At 51.1% G+C, this 17796-nt stretch carries 26 protein-coding genes and 1 tRNA gene; 20 read left to right on the top strand and 7 right to left on the bottom strand.

All coding sequences use genetic code 11. The annotated features are described in order from the left end of the window. The first annotated feature begins 254 nt into the window (after nucleotides 1–254). A tRNA-Asn gene (locus BCM14_RS12115) sits at nucleotides 255–330 on the top strand. Between the two features lie 35 nt (nucleotides 331–365). Here BCM14_RS12115 and BCM14_RS12110 read toward each other — a convergent pair. The 4 genes from BCM14_RS12110 to BCM14_RS12090 all read right to left on the bottom strand — a co-directional run bounded on the left by BCM14_RS12110 (nucleotide 366) and on the right by BCM14_RS12090 (nucleotide 3295). Beyond that, a complete protein-coding gene (locus BCM14_RS12110; RefSeq protein ID WP_106228280.1) occupies nucleotides 366–1427 on the bottom strand; it encodes a tyrosine-type recombinase/integrase in 1062 nt (353 codons plus the stop codon). A gap of 199 nt (nucleotides 1428–1626) precedes the next feature. Continuing rightward, on the bottom strand, nucleotides 1627–2274 hold the full coding sequence (locus tag BCM14_RS12100; RefSeq protein ID WP_106228279.1) for a lambda exonuclease family protein: 648 nt from the start codon (nucleotides 2272–2274) through the stop codon (nucleotides 1627–1629). Continuing rightward, complete coding sequence (locus BCM14_RS12095; RefSeq protein WP_146129769.1) at nucleotides 2271–3005, bottom strand: recombinase family protein; 735 nt, start codon at nucleotides 3003–3005, stop codon at nucleotides 2271–2273. The genes BCM14_RS12100 and BCM14_RS12095 overlap by 4 nt, the downstream gene beginning before the upstream one ends. Before the next feature lie 95 nt (nucleotides 3006–3100). Continuing rightward, nucleotides 3101–3295, bottom strand: a complete 195-nt coding sequence (locus BCM14_RS12090) for a hypothetical protein (protein ID WP_106228277.1) — start codon at nucleotides 3293–3295, stop codon at nucleotides 3101–3103. Nucleotides 3296–3461: 166 nt separating this feature from the next. Here BCM14_RS12090 and BCM14_RS12085 point away from each other — a divergent pair, with 166 nt between their 5' ends. Then, complete coding sequence (locus tag BCM14_RS12085; RefSeq protein WP_106228310.1) at nucleotides 3462–3749, top strand: hypothetical protein; 288 nt, start codon at nucleotides 3462–3464, stop codon at nucleotides 3747–3749. Further along, nucleotides 3746–4156, top strand: coding sequence for a hypothetical protein (locus BCM14_RS12080; RefSeq protein ID WP_106228276.1), 411 nt, complete (start codon nucleotides 3746–3748; stop codon nucleotides 4154–4156). The genes BCM14_RS12085 and BCM14_RS12080 overlap by 4 nt, the downstream gene beginning before the upstream one ends. An 85-nt stretch (nucleotides 4157–4241) precedes the next feature. Here BCM14_RS12080 and BCM14_RS12075 read toward each other — a convergent pair whose 3' ends face one another. After that, complete coding sequence (locus BCM14_RS12075; protein ID WP_106228275.1) at nucleotides 4242–4664, bottom strand: hypothetical protein; 423 nt, start codon at nucleotides 4662–4664, stop codon at nucleotides 4242–4244. Between the two features lie 73 nt (nucleotides 4665–4737). Here BCM14_RS12075 and BCM14_RS12070 point away from each other — a divergent pair, with 73 nt between their 5' ends. The 6 genes from BCM14_RS12070 (at nucleotide 4738) to BCM14_RS12045 (ending at nucleotide 8206) form a co-directional block, all read left to right on the top strand. Then, nucleotides 4738–4998 (top strand): transcriptional regulator, encoded by a 261-nt coding sequence (locus BCM14_RS12070; protein WP_259673593.1) that lies wholly within the window; start codon nucleotides 4738–4740, stop codon nucleotides 4996–4998. A gap of 264 nt (nucleotides 4999–5262) precedes the next feature. Beyond that, the gene (locus BCM14_RS12065; RefSeq protein ID WP_106228274.1) at nucleotides 5263–5793 is read left to right on the top strand and encodes a phage regulatory CII family protein; all 531 of its coding nucleotides are present in this window, start codon (nucleotides 5263–5265) and stop codon (nucleotides 5791–5793) included. Between the two features lie 39 nt (nucleotides 5794–5832). After that, nucleotides 5833–6717 (top strand): hypothetical protein, encoded by an 885-nt coding sequence (locus BCM14_RS12060; protein WP_106228273.1) that lies wholly within the window; start codon nucleotides 5833–5835, stop codon nucleotides 6715–6717. Next, a complete protein-coding gene (locus tag BCM14_RS12055; RefSeq protein ID WP_106228272.1) occupies nucleotides 6714–7181 on the top strand; it encodes a hypothetical protein in 468 nt (155 codons plus the stop codon). Before BCM14_RS12060 ends, BCM14_RS12055 begins: the two co-directional genes overlap by 4 nt. Before the next feature lie 240 nt (nucleotides 7182–7421). Continuing rightward, the gene (locus BCM14_RS12050) at nucleotides 7422–7784 is read left to right on the top strand and encodes a RusA family crossover junction endodeoxyribonuclease (protein ID WP_106228271.1); all 363 of its coding nucleotides are present in this window, start codon (nucleotides 7422–7424) and stop codon (nucleotides 7782–7784) included. Then, on the top strand, nucleotides 7781–8206 hold the full coding sequence (locus BCM14_RS12045) for a hypothetical protein (protein ID WP_106228270.1): 426 nt from the start codon (nucleotides 7781–7783) through the stop codon (nucleotides 8204–8206). The genes BCM14_RS12050 and BCM14_RS12045 overlap by 4 nt, the downstream gene beginning before the upstream one ends. Nucleotides 8207–8339: 133 nt before the next feature. Here the strand turns inward: BCM14_RS12045 and BCM14_RS12040 are convergent, their stop codons facing one another. After that, complete coding sequence (locus BCM14_RS12040) at nucleotides 8340–9194, bottom strand: LPO_1073/Vpar_1526 family protein (protein WP_106228269.1); 855 nt, start codon at nucleotides 9192–9194, stop codon at nucleotides 8340–8342. Nucleotides 9195–9197: 3 nt separating this feature from the next. Next, on the bottom strand, nucleotides 9198–9440 hold the full coding sequence (locus BCM14_RS12035) for a hypothetical protein (RefSeq protein WP_106228268.1): 243 nt from the start codon (nucleotides 9438–9440) through the stop codon (nucleotides 9198–9200). A 478-nt stretch (nucleotides 9441–9918) separates the two neighbouring features. Here BCM14_RS12035 and BCM14_RS15440 point away from each other — a divergent pair, with 478 nt between their 5' ends. The 11 genes from BCM14_RS15440 to BCM14_RS11980 all read left to right on the top strand — a co-directional run bounded on the left by BCM14_RS15440 (nucleotide 9919) and on the right by BCM14_RS11980 (nucleotide 17753). After that, on the top strand, nucleotides 9919–10119 hold the full coding sequence (locus tag BCM14_RS15440; RefSeq protein ID WP_146129767.1) for an HNH endonuclease signature motif containing protein: 201 nt from the start codon (nucleotides 9919–9921) through the stop codon (nucleotides 10117–10119). A gap of 110 nt (nucleotides 10120–10229) precedes the next feature. After that, complete coding sequence (locus tag BCM14_RS12025; protein WP_106228266.1) at nucleotides 10230–10559, top strand: terminase; 330 nt, start codon at nucleotides 10230–10232, stop codon at nucleotides 10557–10559. Beyond that, nucleotides 10560–12221, top strand: a complete 1662-nt coding sequence (locus tag BCM14_RS12020) for a terminase large subunit (RefSeq protein ID WP_106228265.1) — start codon at nucleotides 10560–10562, stop codon at nucleotides 12219–12221. A gap of 5 nt (nucleotides 12222–12226) precedes the next feature. Further along, a complete protein-coding gene (locus BCM14_RS12015; protein ID WP_259673592.1) occupies nucleotides 12227–13492 on the top strand; it encodes a phage portal protein in 1266 nt (421 codons plus the stop codon). Then, the gene (locus tag BCM14_RS12010; RefSeq protein ID WP_106228263.1) at nucleotides 13489–14235 is read left to right on the top strand and encodes a head maturation protease, ClpP-related; all 747 of its coding nucleotides are present in this window, start codon (nucleotides 13489–13491) and stop codon (nucleotides 14233–14235) included. Before BCM14_RS12015 ends, BCM14_RS12010 begins: the two co-directional genes overlap by 4 nt. Before the next feature lie 75 nt (nucleotides 14236–14310). Continuing rightward, nucleotides 14311–15510, top strand: coding sequence for a phage major capsid protein (locus tag BCM14_RS12005; protein WP_106228262.1), 1200 nt, complete (start codon nucleotides 14311–14313; stop codon nucleotides 15508–15510). 117 nt (nucleotides 15511–15627) lie between these two features. Then, nucleotides 15628–15918, top strand: a complete 291-nt coding sequence (locus BCM14_RS12000) for a head-tail connector protein (RefSeq protein ID WP_259673591.1) — start codon at nucleotides 15628–15630, stop codon at nucleotides 15916–15918. Next, nucleotides 15918–16262: a phage head closure protein gene (locus BCM14_RS11995; RefSeq protein WP_106228260.1), complete on the top strand. Its 345-nt coding sequence runs from the start codon at nucleotides 15918–15920 to the stop codon at nucleotides 16260–16262. The genes BCM14_RS12000 and BCM14_RS11995 overlap by 1 nt, the downstream gene beginning before the upstream one ends. After that, nucleotides 16252–16785, top strand: a complete 534-nt coding sequence (locus BCM14_RS11990; RefSeq protein ID WP_106228259.1) for an HK97-gp10 family putative phage morphogenesis protein — start codon at nucleotides 16252–16254, stop codon at nucleotides 16783–16785. Before BCM14_RS11995 ends, BCM14_RS11990 begins: the two co-directional genes overlap by 11 nt. After that, the gene (locus tag BCM14_RS11985) at nucleotides 16782–17180 is read left to right on the top strand and encodes a hypothetical protein (protein WP_106228258.1); all 399 of its coding nucleotides are present in this window, start codon (nucleotides 16782–16784) and stop codon (nucleotides 17178–17180) included. The genes BCM14_RS11990 and BCM14_RS11985 overlap by 4 nt, the downstream gene beginning before the upstream one ends. A gap of 102 nt (nucleotides 17181–17282) precedes the next feature. Next, the gene (locus tag BCM14_RS11980; RefSeq protein ID WP_106228257.1) at nucleotides 17283–17753 is read left to right on the top strand and encodes a hypothetical protein; all 471 of its coding nucleotides are present in this window, start codon (nucleotides 17283–17285) and stop codon (nucleotides 17751–17753) included. Nucleotides 17754–17796 lie beyond the last annotated feature (43 nt).

The raw sequence follows: 17796 nt of genomic DNA, 5'->3' as shown, positions 1-17796 counted from the left end.
GCGTCTTAGCCTGTGGAGAGTTGGCGCAGTCAGGCCGCTCTGTGAAGCAGGAACCCACCGAAGCGACTCGCAAATCATCGCGTAGCGCCGTAGGAGTCCCCGTCCTTTAGGCCGGGGAGGATGTCAATGCTGCCATTGGCTCGATGGTAAGGGCTAGTTTGGCTTAAGCCGAGCAGATCCGTCGCGGTATCTTGCTTGTCGGCGCAAGCTACTAAAAATTATGCTAATATTTCGCCCTTGGTCATAGTGACTATTCCCTGATAGCTCAGTCGGTAGAGCGACGGACTGTTAATCCGCAGGTCCCTGGTTCGAGTCCAGGTCGGGGAGCCAAAAAAACGTAGTGAAATTAATATCTTACAGCCACCTTAGCCAGTGGCTGTTTTAGTTTCTGCGTCTGGCTGTGGCTGAATCCTGCCATAAAAATTACTTGCCCCCGCTTGTTGAAATAAATGCTCGGCATTCAAATGTGAATAACGGTTGAGCATTGAAAGCGTTTTCCAGCCGCCTAACTTTTGCAAGATAAGCATCGGTGTTCCGGCTTGCGTATGCCAGCTCGCCCAGGTATGACGCAGATCGTGAAAGCGAAAATCTTTCTTGATTCCTGCGGCCTTCAAAGCGCGGGCCCAGATCCGTCTGTCAATTTCAGTGCTTTCTTGTCCGGCCCTGGCAAAAACGAATTGCCTGTGTTTTCCAACTCTGCGGTTAATGACGTCTAGTGAATCTGAATTAAGCGGCACTGGCCGGCTGGTTTTAGACTTGGCCTTTGTCGCCAGAACAGACACAAGGCCACGAAGCTTATCCACCTGACTCCATTCAAGCGACAGAATCTCGCCCGCACGCATACCGGTAGCGAGAGCAAAGATGCAAATGTCCTGCATCCAGCCTGGTTCAATCGCATCAATAAGGGCGCGAGCTTGAGCCTGCGTTAACCAGCTTTCACGAACGCCGGCCTCTTCAAAGCGTAAGATCTTTGGTGCAGCCTCGATCCATTCCATATCTGCAGCATTGGTAAGCATTTTATGGATGGTGGCCAGGTAGCGGTTTTTAGTCGCAGGCGACATGAGCTTGGCCGGACCGCTTTGCACAACTTTATGAGTTGGCAAGTTATCCATGATTGCGCGTGTTGTTAAAGAGCGTACAGGCTGACCCTGAAATTTCTCACGCCACCACGCAATGTGACAAACCTTGGAGCGGTAGTCGCGTTGAGCAGAGCATGATTTCAAGTAGGCCAACGCAGCATCATCAAACGAATACTCTGGTTTCTCACCCAGTTTATCTACGCGCCACGCCGAGGCTTTTAGCCTGTCGTGATACTCCTGCGCTGATTTCCTGTCTTTCGTTTGAGTAGTGCGTCTAATTCGTTTGCCGTCTGGTGTGCGGAAATCGAGCCACCAAAAACCGGACTCAGGATGTTTGAAGATTGACATTGTGCTTCTCCGACGATCCTGAGAGATAGTCGCTGGCGATTATTACGTGGTTGGGTTAATTCTGCAAGTTTGCTTGGCCAGACGCGCCAGACTCTTGAGCCCGGCAGTCTGAAGCCAATGGCATGGCGTTTGCTAAAGATCGTGCTGTACGAAAGGCTTAACGTGTTGGCAGCTTGTTGGAGGGTAAGAGCGGTCTCTGTCACGCAGCCTCCTTAAGCATGGCCACGTGCGATTGAACACGTTTGGCAAAATCCCAAAGCTGTTGCTCCATCGTGGCAATAAACTCTTCATCACGTTCGATGCGTTTGATAAAGAGGTCTTTACCAACGCTTTCGAGTTGAGGTGCATACATAATGAAGTCGAGCCACTTGCGGCCGGTTAACCAAAGACCACCTTGGAGTTGATGCACGTACTCTGACAGATCGCCAGTAGTCCACATCTCAACAATCTTTCGAGCTGAGTTCGGGCTTTTGATTTCAATCAGACCGTCCTCATCCACAAGACCGTCGGTAGAGTAGGCAAACAATTCATCGTCGGTGGCTACGATGCCAGACTCTTCGGCCAGATTTCCGGTGACGGTTTCATAAGCAATGCGTGCAAGAGGCTCTAGGTTGGTGCCTCGGCGCATCTCCCTAGTTACGTAAGTGTCTTCAGTTGTTTGGCCATAAATTTGTTCGACGGCAACCCGGTAGGCATAGTCGAGATTTTTCTGACTCGGCCGCAAACTCGGCTCTGATTTCGTTGGCTTCAGATAATCGCAAGCCGTGCTGAACATCGAGGCCGTGATCTTTCCTGCACGTGCTTGAAACCATTCTGGTGTTCCCTGCTGACAAACAATTAATTTCAAAGCGCAGCCTCTTCGATTTTTCCTTCTTCGTTAACCGTGATGATCAGACTTTTGAGTGTCGCCTTGCGCTCAAGCACTGCGGCTTTGAAGGCGGCATGCAGGTCAGTGTCCGCGGCTTGCTTCAGCTCAACAAGACCAAGCTTCCAGACTGATTCAAGTGCGTCTAGTGTTTGAGCCTTTGAGACAGCGCTCAGCCAATGAGTGCGCAGGTTGTTGTTATCAGTGGGCGTGATCATGCCCATATCTTTTGGTGGTGCGATGACAATGTCCTGCGCTTCTTCAACGGAAAGCATGCCGCCAATCGCACCAGGAAACACCGCTCTGATTCCTTCTGCGATGCAACGGGCGCGCAGCATGGCCTGCGGGTAATTCTTCCAGTTGTCTTTTCCGGTCAAGCCAACGCGTTTAGCTTGTTCAAACGTCCACTGGACGCGCAGCGATCCGCCTTGCTTGTGGCTGAACACTCCGCAAGCACGCAGGCCGTTGACTTCTTCCCAAATGACAGAGCCACCCGCTGACTGAAAGCGCGCGAGGATTGAATGCGTTTTGCGGGCAGGGCGGCCCTGGACAATATCGAAATCCTGAATCGCCGCCATTGGATGCATACCCTCTGCCTGTGCCAGCAACATCAAGCTTATGGCTTGGGACTCATCTTTTGCGCCAAATAGTTTTGACCGAACGATGTGGGCGGCCATGCCTTCCATTTCGTTAAAGGTGACGACTGCATTCATTCTTTTTTCCTGAGTGGCTGAGGGAGTCGTTAGCAATGCCGCACGTTTGGGGCCCGGTGCGGGGTTCGCTCTTTGCTTTGAAGTTTTTCTTCGCATCAGACAAACTCCAAGGCCGAGGCTGTAAATAGAACTGCGAGGCTGAGAGTGCCGAACAGGCATACATACACCCAAGCCTTTGGTGGGATGGACTCGGAACCTTGGCGGTAAGAGCCACTCGCGTTATGCCATCCGTCAGAGAGTAAAGACCAGCGCGTAAAGTTGGTTTGCACTTCGCCGTTGAAATCGTTCATCTTTTTCTTTCGCCCAATGTTGAAATTAAATAGTAGCAAAAGCTACTTTTCAATACGATAGCAAACGCTACTATTAAAAGGTAAAAGACTGGATGAATTTATCCATCGCTACTTGACAGATGTAAAGTAAATGGATATCTTAAAGATATCTACCAGTGAGGATCTTATGACAGCACGAGCCATAACCAATCAAATCGCCTTTCGCTATCGCAGCATAGATAGCGCCACGGGCATTACACGCGAAACAGCTAAACGCCTGGCCGAACAACTTGGCGTTGATGAGACACAGGCCATCCACAGGGCGTTGCATGAGCTTGCGGTAAAAATGCTGCCTCAGTACGAAGCCGATGATGGTCCGTTGACAAGCGTTCAGCTTCGCCAAATCAAAAAGCGTGTGCCGCAAGGCGTTAAGCGTTCGGTACGCTCAAGCCTGTTTGACAGCGAGGCTGCATGACGGTGGCTTGGTGGCCAGAACCAACGGCCGGTGAAATCGTATGGTGCCATTTTCCTGACAATATCAATCCTCGACCAAAGCCACGACCTGCACTTATTCTCAAAGTATTTGATGACGAGGCGCCACAGTTTCACGTGAACGTTGCGTACGGTACGAGCCAGCGGACCACCACTCTTTATAGTGGTGAGTTTTCGATTTTGCGTGAACGTAATCCGACGGCTTATCAAACAGCCGGGTTGAGCTACGACACCAAGTTAAATTTGAAGCAAACGATTGATCTGCCGTACAACACGGACTGGTTCTCGGTACCACCCGCAGCACCTCAGGGGCAGATACCCAATCTGGGAACTTTGCACGCCTCGCTAGTGCCGGCCGTTCAGGCGGCCTACCGTGCGGCGAAAGCCTGAGTGCGCTCAGGCCGCTCTGACAAGTAAGCTTAGTCAGTGCGTGCCACGTGATTGTGGCCGCACGACTCAACATTATTTTTAAAAGTTACTTGGATGACTTTGACGCAGCACTCTGGCTGGACTGATCGCCTAGCAAAACATCAACGAGGTCTATCAGGCGATTTTCGACTACCTTTAAACAGTCCTTATCCAGTTGCGACAGGCGTTCTAACGACAGTCGTTTGAAAGGCCAATCTGTGCCTGCTTCCTGAGCATTTTTGTTGGTCGCACTGACTTTCTGCTTTTGTTTAGAAGGCGGTGCAAACCAATCCTCCATCCCGTGAAAGGCTTCGATTGAACGAATCGTTTTCTCGGTGATTGGACGTGTCCCGGCAAGCATCTGCCGAATAAAGGCACCATCTCTCATATCGAGCTTGCGCCCGAAGTCAGACTTATTTCCCTTGGAAATATGGTCGATAGCATCTTTCAGGCGCTGAATTCGATATTCAGTCATGTTGATTTCGTTCATTTACAAACCGTAACATTTGATGTAGTAGCAAAAGCTCTTGCATAGTAGTAGCAAAAGCTATTAAAATAAAAAGATGGACTTGAACAAATATCTTTCTTCTAACGGGGCTCCTTCTGTCTCCGAATTAAGGCAAGCGTTGGTTGCGCTGGGTTATGACGTCAAAAGTAACGCCCAGATCCGTCAGTGGCGAAAGGCTTACCAAGGCCGCCGACCGTCTCCTGAAAACTGTGCCGGTCTTGAGCAAGTCACAAAGGGTGAGGTCACGCGCAGTGAACTGCGCCCCGATGATTTCTTCCTGATCTGGCCAGAGCTCACTAAGCACAGGCGTGGTTAACACACTGTGCACCACACCATCGTTCGTTAAAGACATGTTTTTCAATTCGCTTACCTCAGGACTAACCACTTACTTCGCAAACCGCTTGTTGTTCTGAGCCAAAGATCAATCCCTAAGACCCGATTGTGTAAGTCGTGAACTCCGATCACGTGCAATTACAGAAGAGCGCTGACACGTTTTCTGCGTCACTGCTCAAGCACTAAATATACGGCTAAACACTACATCGGAAAACCCTTATTCAACCCTACCAACAAGGAAACAAAAATGACTTGCCGATACGAAAAAACTGACTGGCGCGACGTTCTTTACACAAGCGTGCGCAATACAGTTGGTGGTGTGGCCGATGCCGCTCAATTTTTACAAAATCGTCGTGGTCGCACGATGCACAAAGAGACGCTGCGCGCAAAGTTGCGAGGGCTTGAAGGTGAGTCGGTTAGTGTCGAAATTGCAGACTTGCTGACTGAATGGATGGAGGAAAAGAACAGAGAGGACGCAACAGACTGGATTAAGGCGCTAGCGTCAGGGCATGGTCTGGTTTCTGTTGAAGTGGATGGCGCTGATGATGAGGCAGAGCCGGAGACCGAGATCTTTGGCCTATGCACTAAGAGCATGGAGCTCACCGCGCTTTGGGGCAAGTTGTCAGGTCTTCTGATTGACGCGATTAAAGATGAGGTGATCAGCGCCACCGCCTCTGATCAGATCGTCGCGCAGATTGATGAAGAAATGCGTGCCTTGTCGAACCTTCGCCGAAATGTTCTGGCTACGTCCAGGCTGGGCCAGCCCGCTTTAGCTTGAGCACAACAAAACCTTGGCCTGACGTAGGAGCATATTGATATGGCAAGGGCGCGCAATATAAAACCCAGTTTCTTTACTAACGAGCTGCTAGGCACCGAAGATCCGATGGTCAGTCTGACCTTTGCAGGGTTGTGGTGCCTGGCCGACAAAGAAGGGATTCTAGAAGACCGGCCGTTACGCATTAAGGCCGAGTTGTTTCCGTACCGTGAAAATCTGGACGTTAACGGTTATCTAACGGTGCTGCAACGACTAGGTTTCATCCACAGGTATGTGGTTAACGGTGTTGGTTACCTTCAGGTCATCAACTTTGAAAAGCATCAGTGTCCTCACCACACGGAGAAGTCAAAAAAATATCCTAAATATCATGACGTTAAAGATTTAACGGTTAAATCACCGTTATCAGCCGGTGAAAAGCAGGTGCCAACACGCTCTGATTCATTGATTCATGATTCATTGATTCCTGATTCATTGATTGAGGATTCACTGATTCCGGATTCACCGATTCAGGGCTCGCTGCCTGCGGAAGAGGGGGGCACAGAAAAAATACCGCGACCCTCGCAAACCGCAATCGTCTGCCTTGCCCTCAAAGGCGAAGGCATCGGTGCCGTGAGCCCGTCAAATCCAAAGCTAAAGACCTTGCTTGAGGCCGGTGCAGACGTCGGCATGTTCATCGACGCGGCAAGGGCAGCAAAGGCGCGAGGGAAGGCAAGCTTTGCCTACATCGTTGCCGTTGTTGACGGGCAAATGCAAGAGGCGCAGGCCGTGGCTCAGAGAGCGAGGGCAAGCCCTGCAGTAGTCACGGAAACGAATTACCAACGCTCTGCCAGGCTCAGGTACGAAGAGGCAATCGGCACTCGCGCGGTGGTTCACAGCAATGTCATCGACATCACTCCATTGCAAAACCATCTGGCGAGAATCGCATGAGCTTGCCAGCAAAGTGGGTTGACGCAATTTTTGATCGCCTGAGCATTGCCTTTGGGCGTGACTTTCTCGGACGCTGGGAAGGCATGCCAATCGCGAAGGTGAAAGCCGACTGGGCAGAGTGCCTCAAGGGCTTTGTCGATCGCCCTCAGGCCATTGCCTTCGGCCTTGCCAACCTGCCTGACAGCAAGCCGCCGACAGCCCAGGAGTTTCGTGCGGTCTGCCGACAGGCACCGACTGTTTCGCACGTGTTGTTGCCATCTCCTAGGGCCGAGGAGTCGTTGGTCGCTGAGCAGCTGCGCAAGATCGCAAGCGAGGCCCTGCGTTTTTCTAAAGAGGCACAGGCAGAACTCGACAATCTTCGTTGGGCGAAGCGACTCAAAGCTGCGCATGAGCAGGGGGAAAGGCTAAGCCTCGTGCAAATCGAGTGCTATCAAACCGCCTTAGGCGAAAGGAAGGCCGCATGAATTTTAAAAACCTTTACTTGTTTATCTTGCTGAGCTTTGTGGTTTTTATGCTGACAGGGATCTACTTGCAATGACGCACAAGCACGGTTGCGTTTACTACCTACGTGAGTGTGAAAAGTGTCGAATTGCCTTTATCCGGTCGTTCAGGCCGAGCCGTGTAAGGCAAGAAGGTGCGCTCGATTATTTGCAGAGGTATCACAAGGTGAATAGAGACGAATTGTTGAAGGCACTTAGGGCGTGATGGTTCTTGAGCTGCCTTTTCCACCAAGTCTGAACACCTACTGGCGCAGGGGAAAGGGAAGGGTCTACATCAACGAGCGAGGTCTGGAGTATCGGAAGCATGTGGCTACTTACGTGCGGCAGCACAAGCTCAAGGCTCCCGAAGGCTTCCTGACCTACGCGGTTTGGCTCTACCCACCAGACAAGCGGCGACGCGACGGCGATAACTTCGCCTTCAAAGCAATTTGGGACAGTCTGACACACGCGCAGTGCATTGAGGATGACAGTTTGTTCAAGGAATGGTCAGGGACCTGGATGCCAGTTGTTAAGAGCGGTCTGTGCCGCGTTTTTATCAGTGAGTTCGTAGCGCCGGAGAAAGAGTGAGCACAAGTCCGCGAAGTGAAATGCCAATGACAGAGAAAGAGAAACAATCAGCACAAGTCGAAGAACTTTTGCAGGTTTGGTACGCATGGACGATGCGTTACCGTCCACCCCTCGATGCACCCAGAGCGTCCATTTACGCTCGAGGCTCAGAGTCAAGTGATGTCTATGATGATGCGGACGAAATTGATGCGAGGATTGAGGCTGAGCAGGCAAGACAGGTTGACGCTTGCATTGACACGCTGAGTGCGACGCATAAGTCTGCTGTAGGGATTCATGCTGCTAATCGTTATGCTGGTCGTGCCGTGTTCAGAAATCCTAGACTGACTCCCGAGGCCACGCATACGCTATACCTTGAGGCTAAGCAGATCATCATGCCATTGCTAGTTAAGCAAGGTCTTGTAATATGTAATACGAATGCGTAAAGCACTCAGATCAGTTAATGCTGATTCAATAATGAACCTCGAATTTTATGGAACTGCCCTTTTCGTTTACCGATGCGTCGTCAATTACGTATGAGGCAGAAGTCAACTTCAGTCAATTTGCAAATTGTGAAACTTACTTTAACCAAATCCCATAGTCCAATTTCCCGATGAAATTGGAGATGTTGGCTATGGCAATGGCCTGTCCAACGCTGGTGAGGTTAATAGCATGCAGACGGTCTTTGTTGAACTGCTCAAGCAGATTAAAGTATGTTGGCGCGGTATTTTTCAGTTCGGCCTGGAAGGCTGCTGAACCCTCTTCTAGTCCAAGGTACTTGTACTCCTCGGACTGCTGTGCGAATATGTCACCACCAAGTAAGTTGTTAACAGATGCCGTGCCCGAGTACTGTAAGTGTTGCTTCTGCGACTCTGATATCCCAAACGCCGGAGTGCAAAACACTAAGGCAATTTGACCAAAGGGTTCCAATCCCGCTGCAGACGTCAGACCCTGGCAGACTATCGAGCGAACCGCGTGAACGAACGAAAGCAATGCGATCTGTTGAGCGGTAAGCTTGGGAACAACTTGCACAGCCTCTGAAAGAACGATGTCCTTGAAGTCGCTACTTATTGGTGCAACACGCTCTGAAATCAGTGTAGCGAGTATATTAGGATTTGCAGCAGCTCCTTTTCTTGCACTGGCTAGTACCGCATCGTTGATTGCGGCCTGTACATCAGGATCTTTGAATTTCTCAAGGGCAATTGACGCCGCATCATTTGCCAGCCGCTGTTCGAGCCCGTTTGCAAATAACCGCACATGTTCTTCAGCAGTGCGCCTAGCTTCCTCTTTAAGCTTGGGGAAGTTGTCGCGGAGTAGCATGAGGCAAAGCTCTTGAACCTCACTGAATGAGAGTCCCTGAATATTAATATCGCGTCCAGCCTGTATAGCTGCCGATCCTCCCTCTGTACTTTGTACCTGTTTATCACCCAGCATAATTCATTTCACTCTATTGATATCGCGAATGTTGACATCCCGGCCAGCCTGCACGCCAACGGAGGAGTCCGACACGGTTTGTGAGTGGGCAGTTTCTTTGCGATTACGTTTAAGAAGGAAGGACGAAAATAGGACAGCCAGTGCTGCTGCAAATGCGACAGCCGAGTCGTAGTCTGGTTTTTGAAGCACCCATATTAGCGCCAGCAAAACGACTAGTCCTGACGCAATGATTGCAGTGATGCGCATATGTCTTTTCCGATGTTTGTGTAATCGATGTTTGAGTTTAGACGGCTATTCTTATTATTGAAAGACCTCCATCGTATGAAGTCAGTCCGTGAGCGTCAAAGGGACTTATTTGCGAAAAATGATTTCGGGCATCAATCGTAAGCAGATATGTGCAACCTTACACCGTGCATTAAATGAGGCTAAGGGAGCGACCTTTTTAACTTACTTTACATTTCTCCTCAATATATGCAACAATTCAAACGTGTGACGGATTTCGTCCATAGCAAATGCACTCAACCCGCAAACTATAAAAATCTGCGGGTTTTTTTACGACTGTAATTTGGAGCGCAATACCAACCATTATGAACGGGACTCTTGCTTTTAGTTCGGGTTGTATCGTTTGAAGACACTGAAGACAAACTTTAAGGTTTCAGATAAGTTATCAGCCAAAAGAGGTTTGGCGACTACTCGTATCGCTGGGAACAGTTTGTACGCGATCATGAACCGCTTTGAACGCGCTAACCCACGACTCTGTGCCGAGTGTCAGCGACAAGGGCGTGTTAGATATGGCGATGAGCTGGAACACATAGTCCCACTGTGGCAAGGTGGTGCCGAGAGCGACTCAAACAGAGAATGGATCTGTCGAGACGATCACAAGATAAAAACAGCGCGCGAGGCTTCAATGCGGCGCGCAGGCTAAGTTTAAAGACAGGGCGGGAGGGGGTAGGTAAAAGTTCAAAATGATCTTTTGCTGTAAACCACACACCCCTCATTCGTAGAAAAAAATCCGTTTTAAAGAGAAATCATCAAATGGCAGGGGTGAAGGGTAAGAGCGGCGGTGCGCGGCCAGGCACCGGTGGCGCTCGCCCTGGCTCTGGGCGCAAGCCTAAGCCGCCACCTGAAATGTCGAAAGCGGCAACTGCCGGTGGCGATCAAGATCCCAAACAGTTTCTCCTCAACGTGATGAATGACGATTTAGCGGATCCGCGCTTTAGGATGGATGCGGCCAAGGCACTTTTGCCTTTTGTGCATCAGAAGCTTGGTGAGGGTGGCAAGAAAGATGAGCGGCTCAACTCGGCAAAGCGCGCCGGAGTCGGTAAGTTTTCTGCGGCGGCACCACCGCTGCGTTTGGTCAAATAATTGAAGGAGATCAGTACGGCATGCCCAGACTGGGCGGCGAGGTTGCGCGCGGGTAAAACGATCATCCCGGCGCCGATCTTTCCAGCCGAGGCAGAGGCAGGTCTAGCAGTGATGCGAGAGTTGCAGATTGTTGATGCACCGAATAGCCCGACGATTGGCGAGGCGTGTGCGCCCTGGGTGTTTGATCTGGCGGCCTCGATCTTCGGCTCTTACGACGCCCAGTCAGGGCGGAGGCTGATCACAGAATGGTTTGTCTGCCTGCCTAAAAAGAATTCGAAGTCGACGATCGCGGCGGCCATCATGCTGACGGCGTTGATCCGGAACTGGCGAAACTCTGCTGAGTTCATCATTCTGGCACCGACGGTTGAGATCGCGAATAACAGTTTTGCACCGTCGCGGGATATGGTTCAGAAAGATGATGAGCTCGATGCGCTCATGCATGTGCAGACCCATATCAAGACCATCACGCATCGAGAAGTGGGTGGTGGCCTGAAGGTAGTAGCTGCGGATTCGAACACGGTCGGCGGCAAGAAAGCAGTTGGGGTGCTGATCGATGAGGCCTGGCTATTTGGAAAGGTTGCGAATGCAGAAAATATGCTTCGAGAGGCAACGGGTGGTTTAGCCTCAAGGCCTGAAGGTTTTGTGATCTGGCTCACCACTCAGTCTGATGATCCTCCAGCCGGGGTCTTCAGGCAGAAGCTGAAATATGCGCGTGATGTGCGCGACGGCAAGATTTTTGATCCGCGCTTTGTACCGGTGATTTACGAGTTCCCTGAAGACATGATTGCCTCGGGTGAGCACCGCAAGCCTGAAAACTTTGCGATGGTGAACCCGAATATGGGCTTCTCAGTTGATCGCGAGTTTCTCGAACGTGAGTTTAAGAAGGCTGAGAACGACGGCGAAGAATCCATGCGTGGGTTTCTTGCCAAGCACCTGAACGTCGAGATCGGCATGAACCTGCGCTCAGATCGGTGGGCGGGAGCTGATTTCTGGGAAGTGCAGTCAGTGCCAGGTCTCACGCTTGAGTCGCTGATCGATGAGTGCGAGGTCATTGATATTGGTATCGATGGCGGTGGTCTCGATGATCTGTTGGGGCTTGCCGTACTCGGCCGACAAAGACAGGCGCATCGTTGGATGCTCTGGACGCATGCTTGGGCTCACCCGTCGGTGATGGAAAGACGAAAGGCTGAGGCACCACGGTTTAAAGACTTTGCAAAAGACGGTGACTTAACGTTGGTGAAACAGATTGGCGATGACGTGACAGACGTTGCTGAGCTCGTGGCGCAAGTTGAACATTCTGGTTTGTTGGACCGAATAGGCGTTGATCCGCACGGTTTGGGTGGAATTATTGAGGCCTTGCATGACGTGGGGATCACTGAGGACAAAATTATCGGCATCTCGCAGGGCTGGAAAATGACGGGTGCCATTAAGACGGCCGAACGCAAGTTGGCCGAAGGAGCACTAGTACATGGTGGACAACCCCTAATGTCTTGGTGCGTGGGTAATGCAAAGATTGAGCCCAAGGGCAATGCTGTCTCGATTACCAAGCAAGCCGCGGGGTTTGCAAAGATTGACCCACTGATGGCTATGTTTAACGCGGTATCACTGCTGAGTTTGAACCCGAGTGTCGGGACTATTGATCAAGGTTATGTAAGTTTATGAGCATCATGTCTTTAATTGCCCGGTCGCTAGGTCTGGGCAAGGGACAGGTACGAGCTCAAAATGCAGTGGGTTCACAAACGAAGTATTCAGAAGATGTCTTGCAGTCTTTCGGACTGGTCGGTTCAGCTGCAGGCCAAATGGTGACACCTTTATCCGCGATGCGTGTCGCTGCAGTCTTTGCGTGTGTACAGCGGATCTCTGGCGCGATCATGACTTTACCGGTTGATTGCTATCTCACGGATGGCGAGATTCCGGTCAAGATGCCACGCGATGATCTTTGGTACAAACTAAACGAGCAACCTAGTGCGCAGTTCACGGCGGCCTCTCATTGGGAGGGGGTAAGTGTTGGCCAACTATTGCGTGGGGATTCGTATACCTGGATTCGGCGCGGCTCTAACAATTCGATCCGCGAGTTGTTGCCACTTCCTTGGGGTACTGTCTCACCGATCCGAATGACTGACGGTCAGGTTCGGTATTACTTATCGATCCCAGACCACGGCATCACCACTTGGCTTGAACCTTCCGAAGTCTTGCACTTCGCAGGTTTTGGCTTTGACGGGCTCAGGTCGCAATCGATTATCAGCTATGCCGCACGCTCGGCGGTGGGCAATGCGCTGGCCATGGATTCGTACTCCGGTAAGTTTTTTGAAAACGGCGCGCACCCGTCCATCATTCTCAATACTGCGGTCAAGATGAGCCAGACTCAGATTGAAGGGTTGCAGGCTGCATTTGCGGCTAAGTATTCGGGCTCTGAGAATTTTCACCGACTGCCACTCGTGTTGACTGAGGGCATTACCGCAAAGGAGCTCAGCCTTTCAGCTCAGGATAGCCAGCTGCTCGAAGCCCGGCAGTTTCAGGTCATCGATATCGCAAGGGCGTTTGGCGTGCCTCCTCATATGATCGGCGAGACTTCTGGCTCTACTTCGTGGGGCTCGGGGATCGAGTCGATGAGCCGTGGCTTTGTGACTTATACCTTGCAACCGCACTTGCGCAAGATCGAGCAAGAGTTAAACCGTAAGTTGTTTCCAAGAGACAGCGGTAAGTTTTTACGCTTTGATCGTGACGCACTGATTGAGGGTGACTCTAAAGCTCAGGCCGAGTACAACCGTGCCGCTTTGGGTGGTCCGGGCTCTGGTATGGGGTGGCTTACGCCTGATGAGGTACGGCGAAAGCAGGGTCATAAACCGATGGGGGGTAACGCGAGTGAGCTATTCAACCCGAACATGAATCAGCCCAAAACGGAACAATTAGCCGAGGCAACAGCAGAATGAACAAAATCATACAGCTCTACCGCGATAACGTGGAACGGCCCAAGCAGTTCACTAATTTAGTAAACATCGCGGGCGATAGCGCCACTATTTATCTCTACGACATGATCAGTGCTGATTGGGGTGTGTCTGCGCTTTCGGTCATTGCGGCGATCGCGCAAGCTGGTGACGCCAAAATCCTGAATGTGCATATCAACTCGCCAGGTGGGGATGTATTTGAAGGGCGCGCAATCATGGCGGCGCTCTCAGCTTTCAAAGGGAAAACGGTTGCCCGAATTGACAGCCTGTGTGCCTCAGCTGCTACCAGTATTGCTCTGGCTTGCGATGAGGTGGTAATGGCAGACGGTGCATTTTTCATGATCCACAATGCCAGTGGCATGGCCTGGGGTGATAAGCAGACTCTTCGTGACACCGCGGATGTACTTGAGAAAGTCGAGGGTGCGATCGTCAGCGATTACTTGCAAAAGACCGGCAAAGACGAAGCTGAGATCCGTGCCTTGATGGATGCGGAGACCTGGTTCACGGCAAACGAGGCCATGGAGCACGGCTTTGTCGATGCAATCGACAAGGGTAAGAAAGCCACTAACACCTGGAATTTATCTGCCTTCGCCAAGGCGCCCAAGATGGAGGTAATACCGGATCGATCGCCAGAAGTATTTGATACAAGCACTCACGAACCCGCTCCGGCGGGTTTTTTAATGTCCTCAGCCAATGCAAACCGCCTACGAATTTTGAAGATTGCCTGACGTTTTGCGCAGACCGAAGAGGCCGGTTGCCTCAAACCTTTGCGCCGTTGGCGCTTTTTTTTTGGAAATAGCAATATGACAAACACTCAAGCACTGCGCGACAAGATTGAGCATCTCGCCAATTCGGCTAATGCCTTGTTGACTGAAAAAGGAGCCGTCCCCTGGACTAAAGAGGAGCAGGCGAGCTTTGACAATATTGCAGATGAAATCGAAAGTCATCAAAAGCAGCTCAAGGCGATCGAACGCTTGCGTGACCTGGAGGCCGATAAGTTTTTCAATACAGCCGCGAAACCAGTGAAGAGCGACGGTGAAGTGATTGGTGCAGTGCAGGCCGTGGCACTTTATCTTCGCAACGGAAAAAACGTCACCAGTGAGCAAGCGACTGCGATTCACAATGCCATGTCGACCACAACGGCAAGCGAGGGTGGCTATACGGTTCCGACAGAGGTTGAGGCCATGGTGATTGAGCGCATGAAAGCGTTCGGTGGCATGCGCGAGGTCGCGCAGATCCTGACAACTGCGAGCGGCTCACCACTTAACTACCCTTCGAGCGATGGTACCGAGGAAGAGGGTGAAATCGTTGCAGAAAATGCAATTGCTGGTGCGCAAGACGTGACCTTTGGAACCGTGGCTCTGAATCCTTTTAAGTACAGTTCAAAATCGGTCGCGTTGCCGGTTGAGCTTATCCAGGACAGCGCAATCGATGTCGTGTCATTTGTTGTCGATCGTCTGGCGACTCGTCTCGGTCGGATTACGAATAAGCACTACACAATTGGAAGCGGCTCGGCTCAGCCCTTCGGTTTGACCGCTCGTGCGGAGGTCGGTAAGACCGGGTCTAAAGGTTCGGCTACCTCGGCTTCTTATGACGATCTCATGGACTTGATCCATTCGATCAACTCAGCCTATCGCAAGAAGAACGCTCGCTTTATGTTTAGTGACTCGACTCTTTGCGTGCTGCGCAAGCTCAAAGATACGACCGGGCGTCCGATCTGGGGTCTGGGTGATATGCGGGAGGGGGTGCCTTCAACGCTATGCGGCTATGGTTACACGGAAAACGATGACATGCCTGCAATGGCTGCCGGTGCCAAGGCAATCGCCTTTGGTGATTTTGGCAAGTTCATAATCCGCGATGTGGTGGGGTCTACCTCGATGCGTCGTTTTGACGATTCGGCCTTCGCATTAAAGGGGCAGGTTGGCTTCTGCAGCTGGACACGCACGGGCTCAAACCTGATTGATACCGCGGCCGTGAAACTGTTCGTTAACTCAGCCACCTAAGTTCTTGCGCCTCGCGGGCCTGTTCTTACGAACTGGCTCGCAAGGCGCTTATGTTTAGCGAGCGGACAACCGAAAGAATGAAATCGCATATTCAACTGGTAAGTACATATTGTGTCAGTGCTTGAGCTTGTAAAGGCCTCTTTGCGAGGTGCGGATGACGAAGATGATGCGCTGCTTTTGCAGTTGATCGACTCAGCAAGTCGCGAATGCGCGCAGTACATCTACGGAGGTGTCCCCGATTATGACTTGGCAGGAGCCGCTAAAAACCCAGTTCACGTCCCCGAGTTGGTGAATGGAATCGTGATCCTTGTGCAGGCTGACTACGAAGATGATCATGCCAGGCGCGATGAGTACGTAGCCGTTGCCAGAAAACTCTGGTGGCCTTACCGAAACGATCTGAGTATTTAATGCGGTCTTACCAACTCAGACATAAAATTAGGATCCAGAGGCGAACACGTTCTCTTGATCCGTATGGACAGCCCCATGAATACTGGGTGGATTACCTGTCTGTACGTGCACACATACGCCCGGTGTCAGGTAAGGAAAGTGTCGGTGCGTTGTCAGTTAATTCCTCGCTGACGCATACGATCGCGGTGAGATATAAACCGGCCTTTGGTTTGCCTCATTCGATGGCCTCTTATCGGGTGCACTTTGGCGAGCGCGTGTTCAACATCGAGTCAGTCCGAAATCTTGAAGAGCGCAATCGTTGGGTGATTTTGAATTGCATAGAGTGTTCAGCCGATGGGCAGTAATCAGTTCGCAGTAGGTGGACTCGCAGAGCTTGATCAACTGTTGAAGTCTTTACCCGTGAAAATTGAGAAAAATGTTATTAAAGGTGCGTTACGGGCGGGTCAAAAAGTCATGCTGCAAGGTGCGAAGAATCATCTTAGTGAAGTCACCAAGCGCGACTCGGGTGCCTTGGAAAATAGCCTAAGAATCAGGTTCGCAAGAAATGCAGAGCGTATCGGCTGGGTACGCTCGTACTTGGTGGCAGGGGATAAGTATGCGTTTTATTCGCATATGGTCGAATTCGGGACAGCGTCTTTTTATTCTGGTGCAGGTAAGACCGTAGGTGCGCCTTATGTGATTGCAGCTCAGGTCAAAGAGAGTCTGTTCTTTGGTGGTCAGGCAAAAGAGGCGGTACTGCATCCTGGCATCAAGCCCAGGCCTTTTATGCGGCCAGCCATGGATGAGCAGGCCGAGAATTCACTCAAAGCGATGATTCAGTACATGCAAAAGAGAATTCCCAAAGAGTTACAAAAGGCTGAAGCGTGAGCGCTGAATTGATTGTTCATTCTCTGCTCGACAGGCCGAGCATTGTTGCCTTAGTTGGGGACAGACGCGCACTTGTGCAATTGCCGCAGGGTTCTTTAATACCGGCAATTGTTTATAAGGTGGTCGATGTAAGGCCATACCCAAACGTTTCTTATCAAGTAGGGTCGCAGCGCTCGATAGCTCGAGTTCAGTTCAATCCTCTTGCGACATCGATTGCGATGGTTCAAACGATTCATGAGGTGCTTAAAAAAGAGTTTGATTTTTTGCATCACGTTAAGGTGGCCGAAAAGCTGTTGGTCTCGTGCCGAGTTGCCTTACGTGGGCCAGTTGATAAAGATAACGAGACGGGGCTTTGGACGCAGCCTTATGACTATCTGCTTCAGTTTTCGGAGTGAGCGAGCACAAGTATCTCCGCAGTATTTTCAATAAAGAGTTTTAAGTCGCAGTATCAAATTTCTCCCGCTTAGGCGGGATTTTTATTTTTATAGGAGCTCAATATGTCAGGAGTACGCACCAGTGCCGGTACCATACTAAAAGTGTCTGCCGCAAAACCATCAACCTTTGATGCCGCAGGGTACAGCGCCCTGCAGTCTGAAATCGTAGGGGAGATTACCGACTTGGGTGAGTTTGGGCGTGAGTTCTCGCTAGTCACCCATCAGCCCGTGGGTTCGCGTGGAACTCAAAAGTTCAAGGGTTCTTTTAACGAAGGCTCAATGTCGCTGTCACTCGGGTTGGATATGTCCGACAAAGGCCAGCTTCTCATGAAGGCGGCAAGCCTTTCTGACGCTGATTACTCCTTTACGGTGACCACTCAGAATGGCGCGCAATTCTTTTTTCAGGGCAAGGTGATGTCTTGGAAAGTGAATATTGGTTCAGTCGATCAGATCACAACTGCCTCGGCCACGCTTGAGCTTACGAGTTCACCGACCGGCGTTGGCATTGTTGAAAGCCCTGCAGCGAATAGCTAACCCTAACCCGGCGACAAACCCGCGCCGCGGATCGTAGCGGTGC

It is taken from the genome of Jezberella montanilacus (assembly GCF_003003055.1).
Classification (GTDB): Bacteria; Pseudomonadota; Gammaproteobacteria; order Burkholderiales; family Burkholderiaceae_B; genus Zwartia; species Zwartia montanilacus.
Note: the sequence above shows the minus strand (reverse complement) of the source record. Positions and strands in the feature narration are given on the sequence as shown.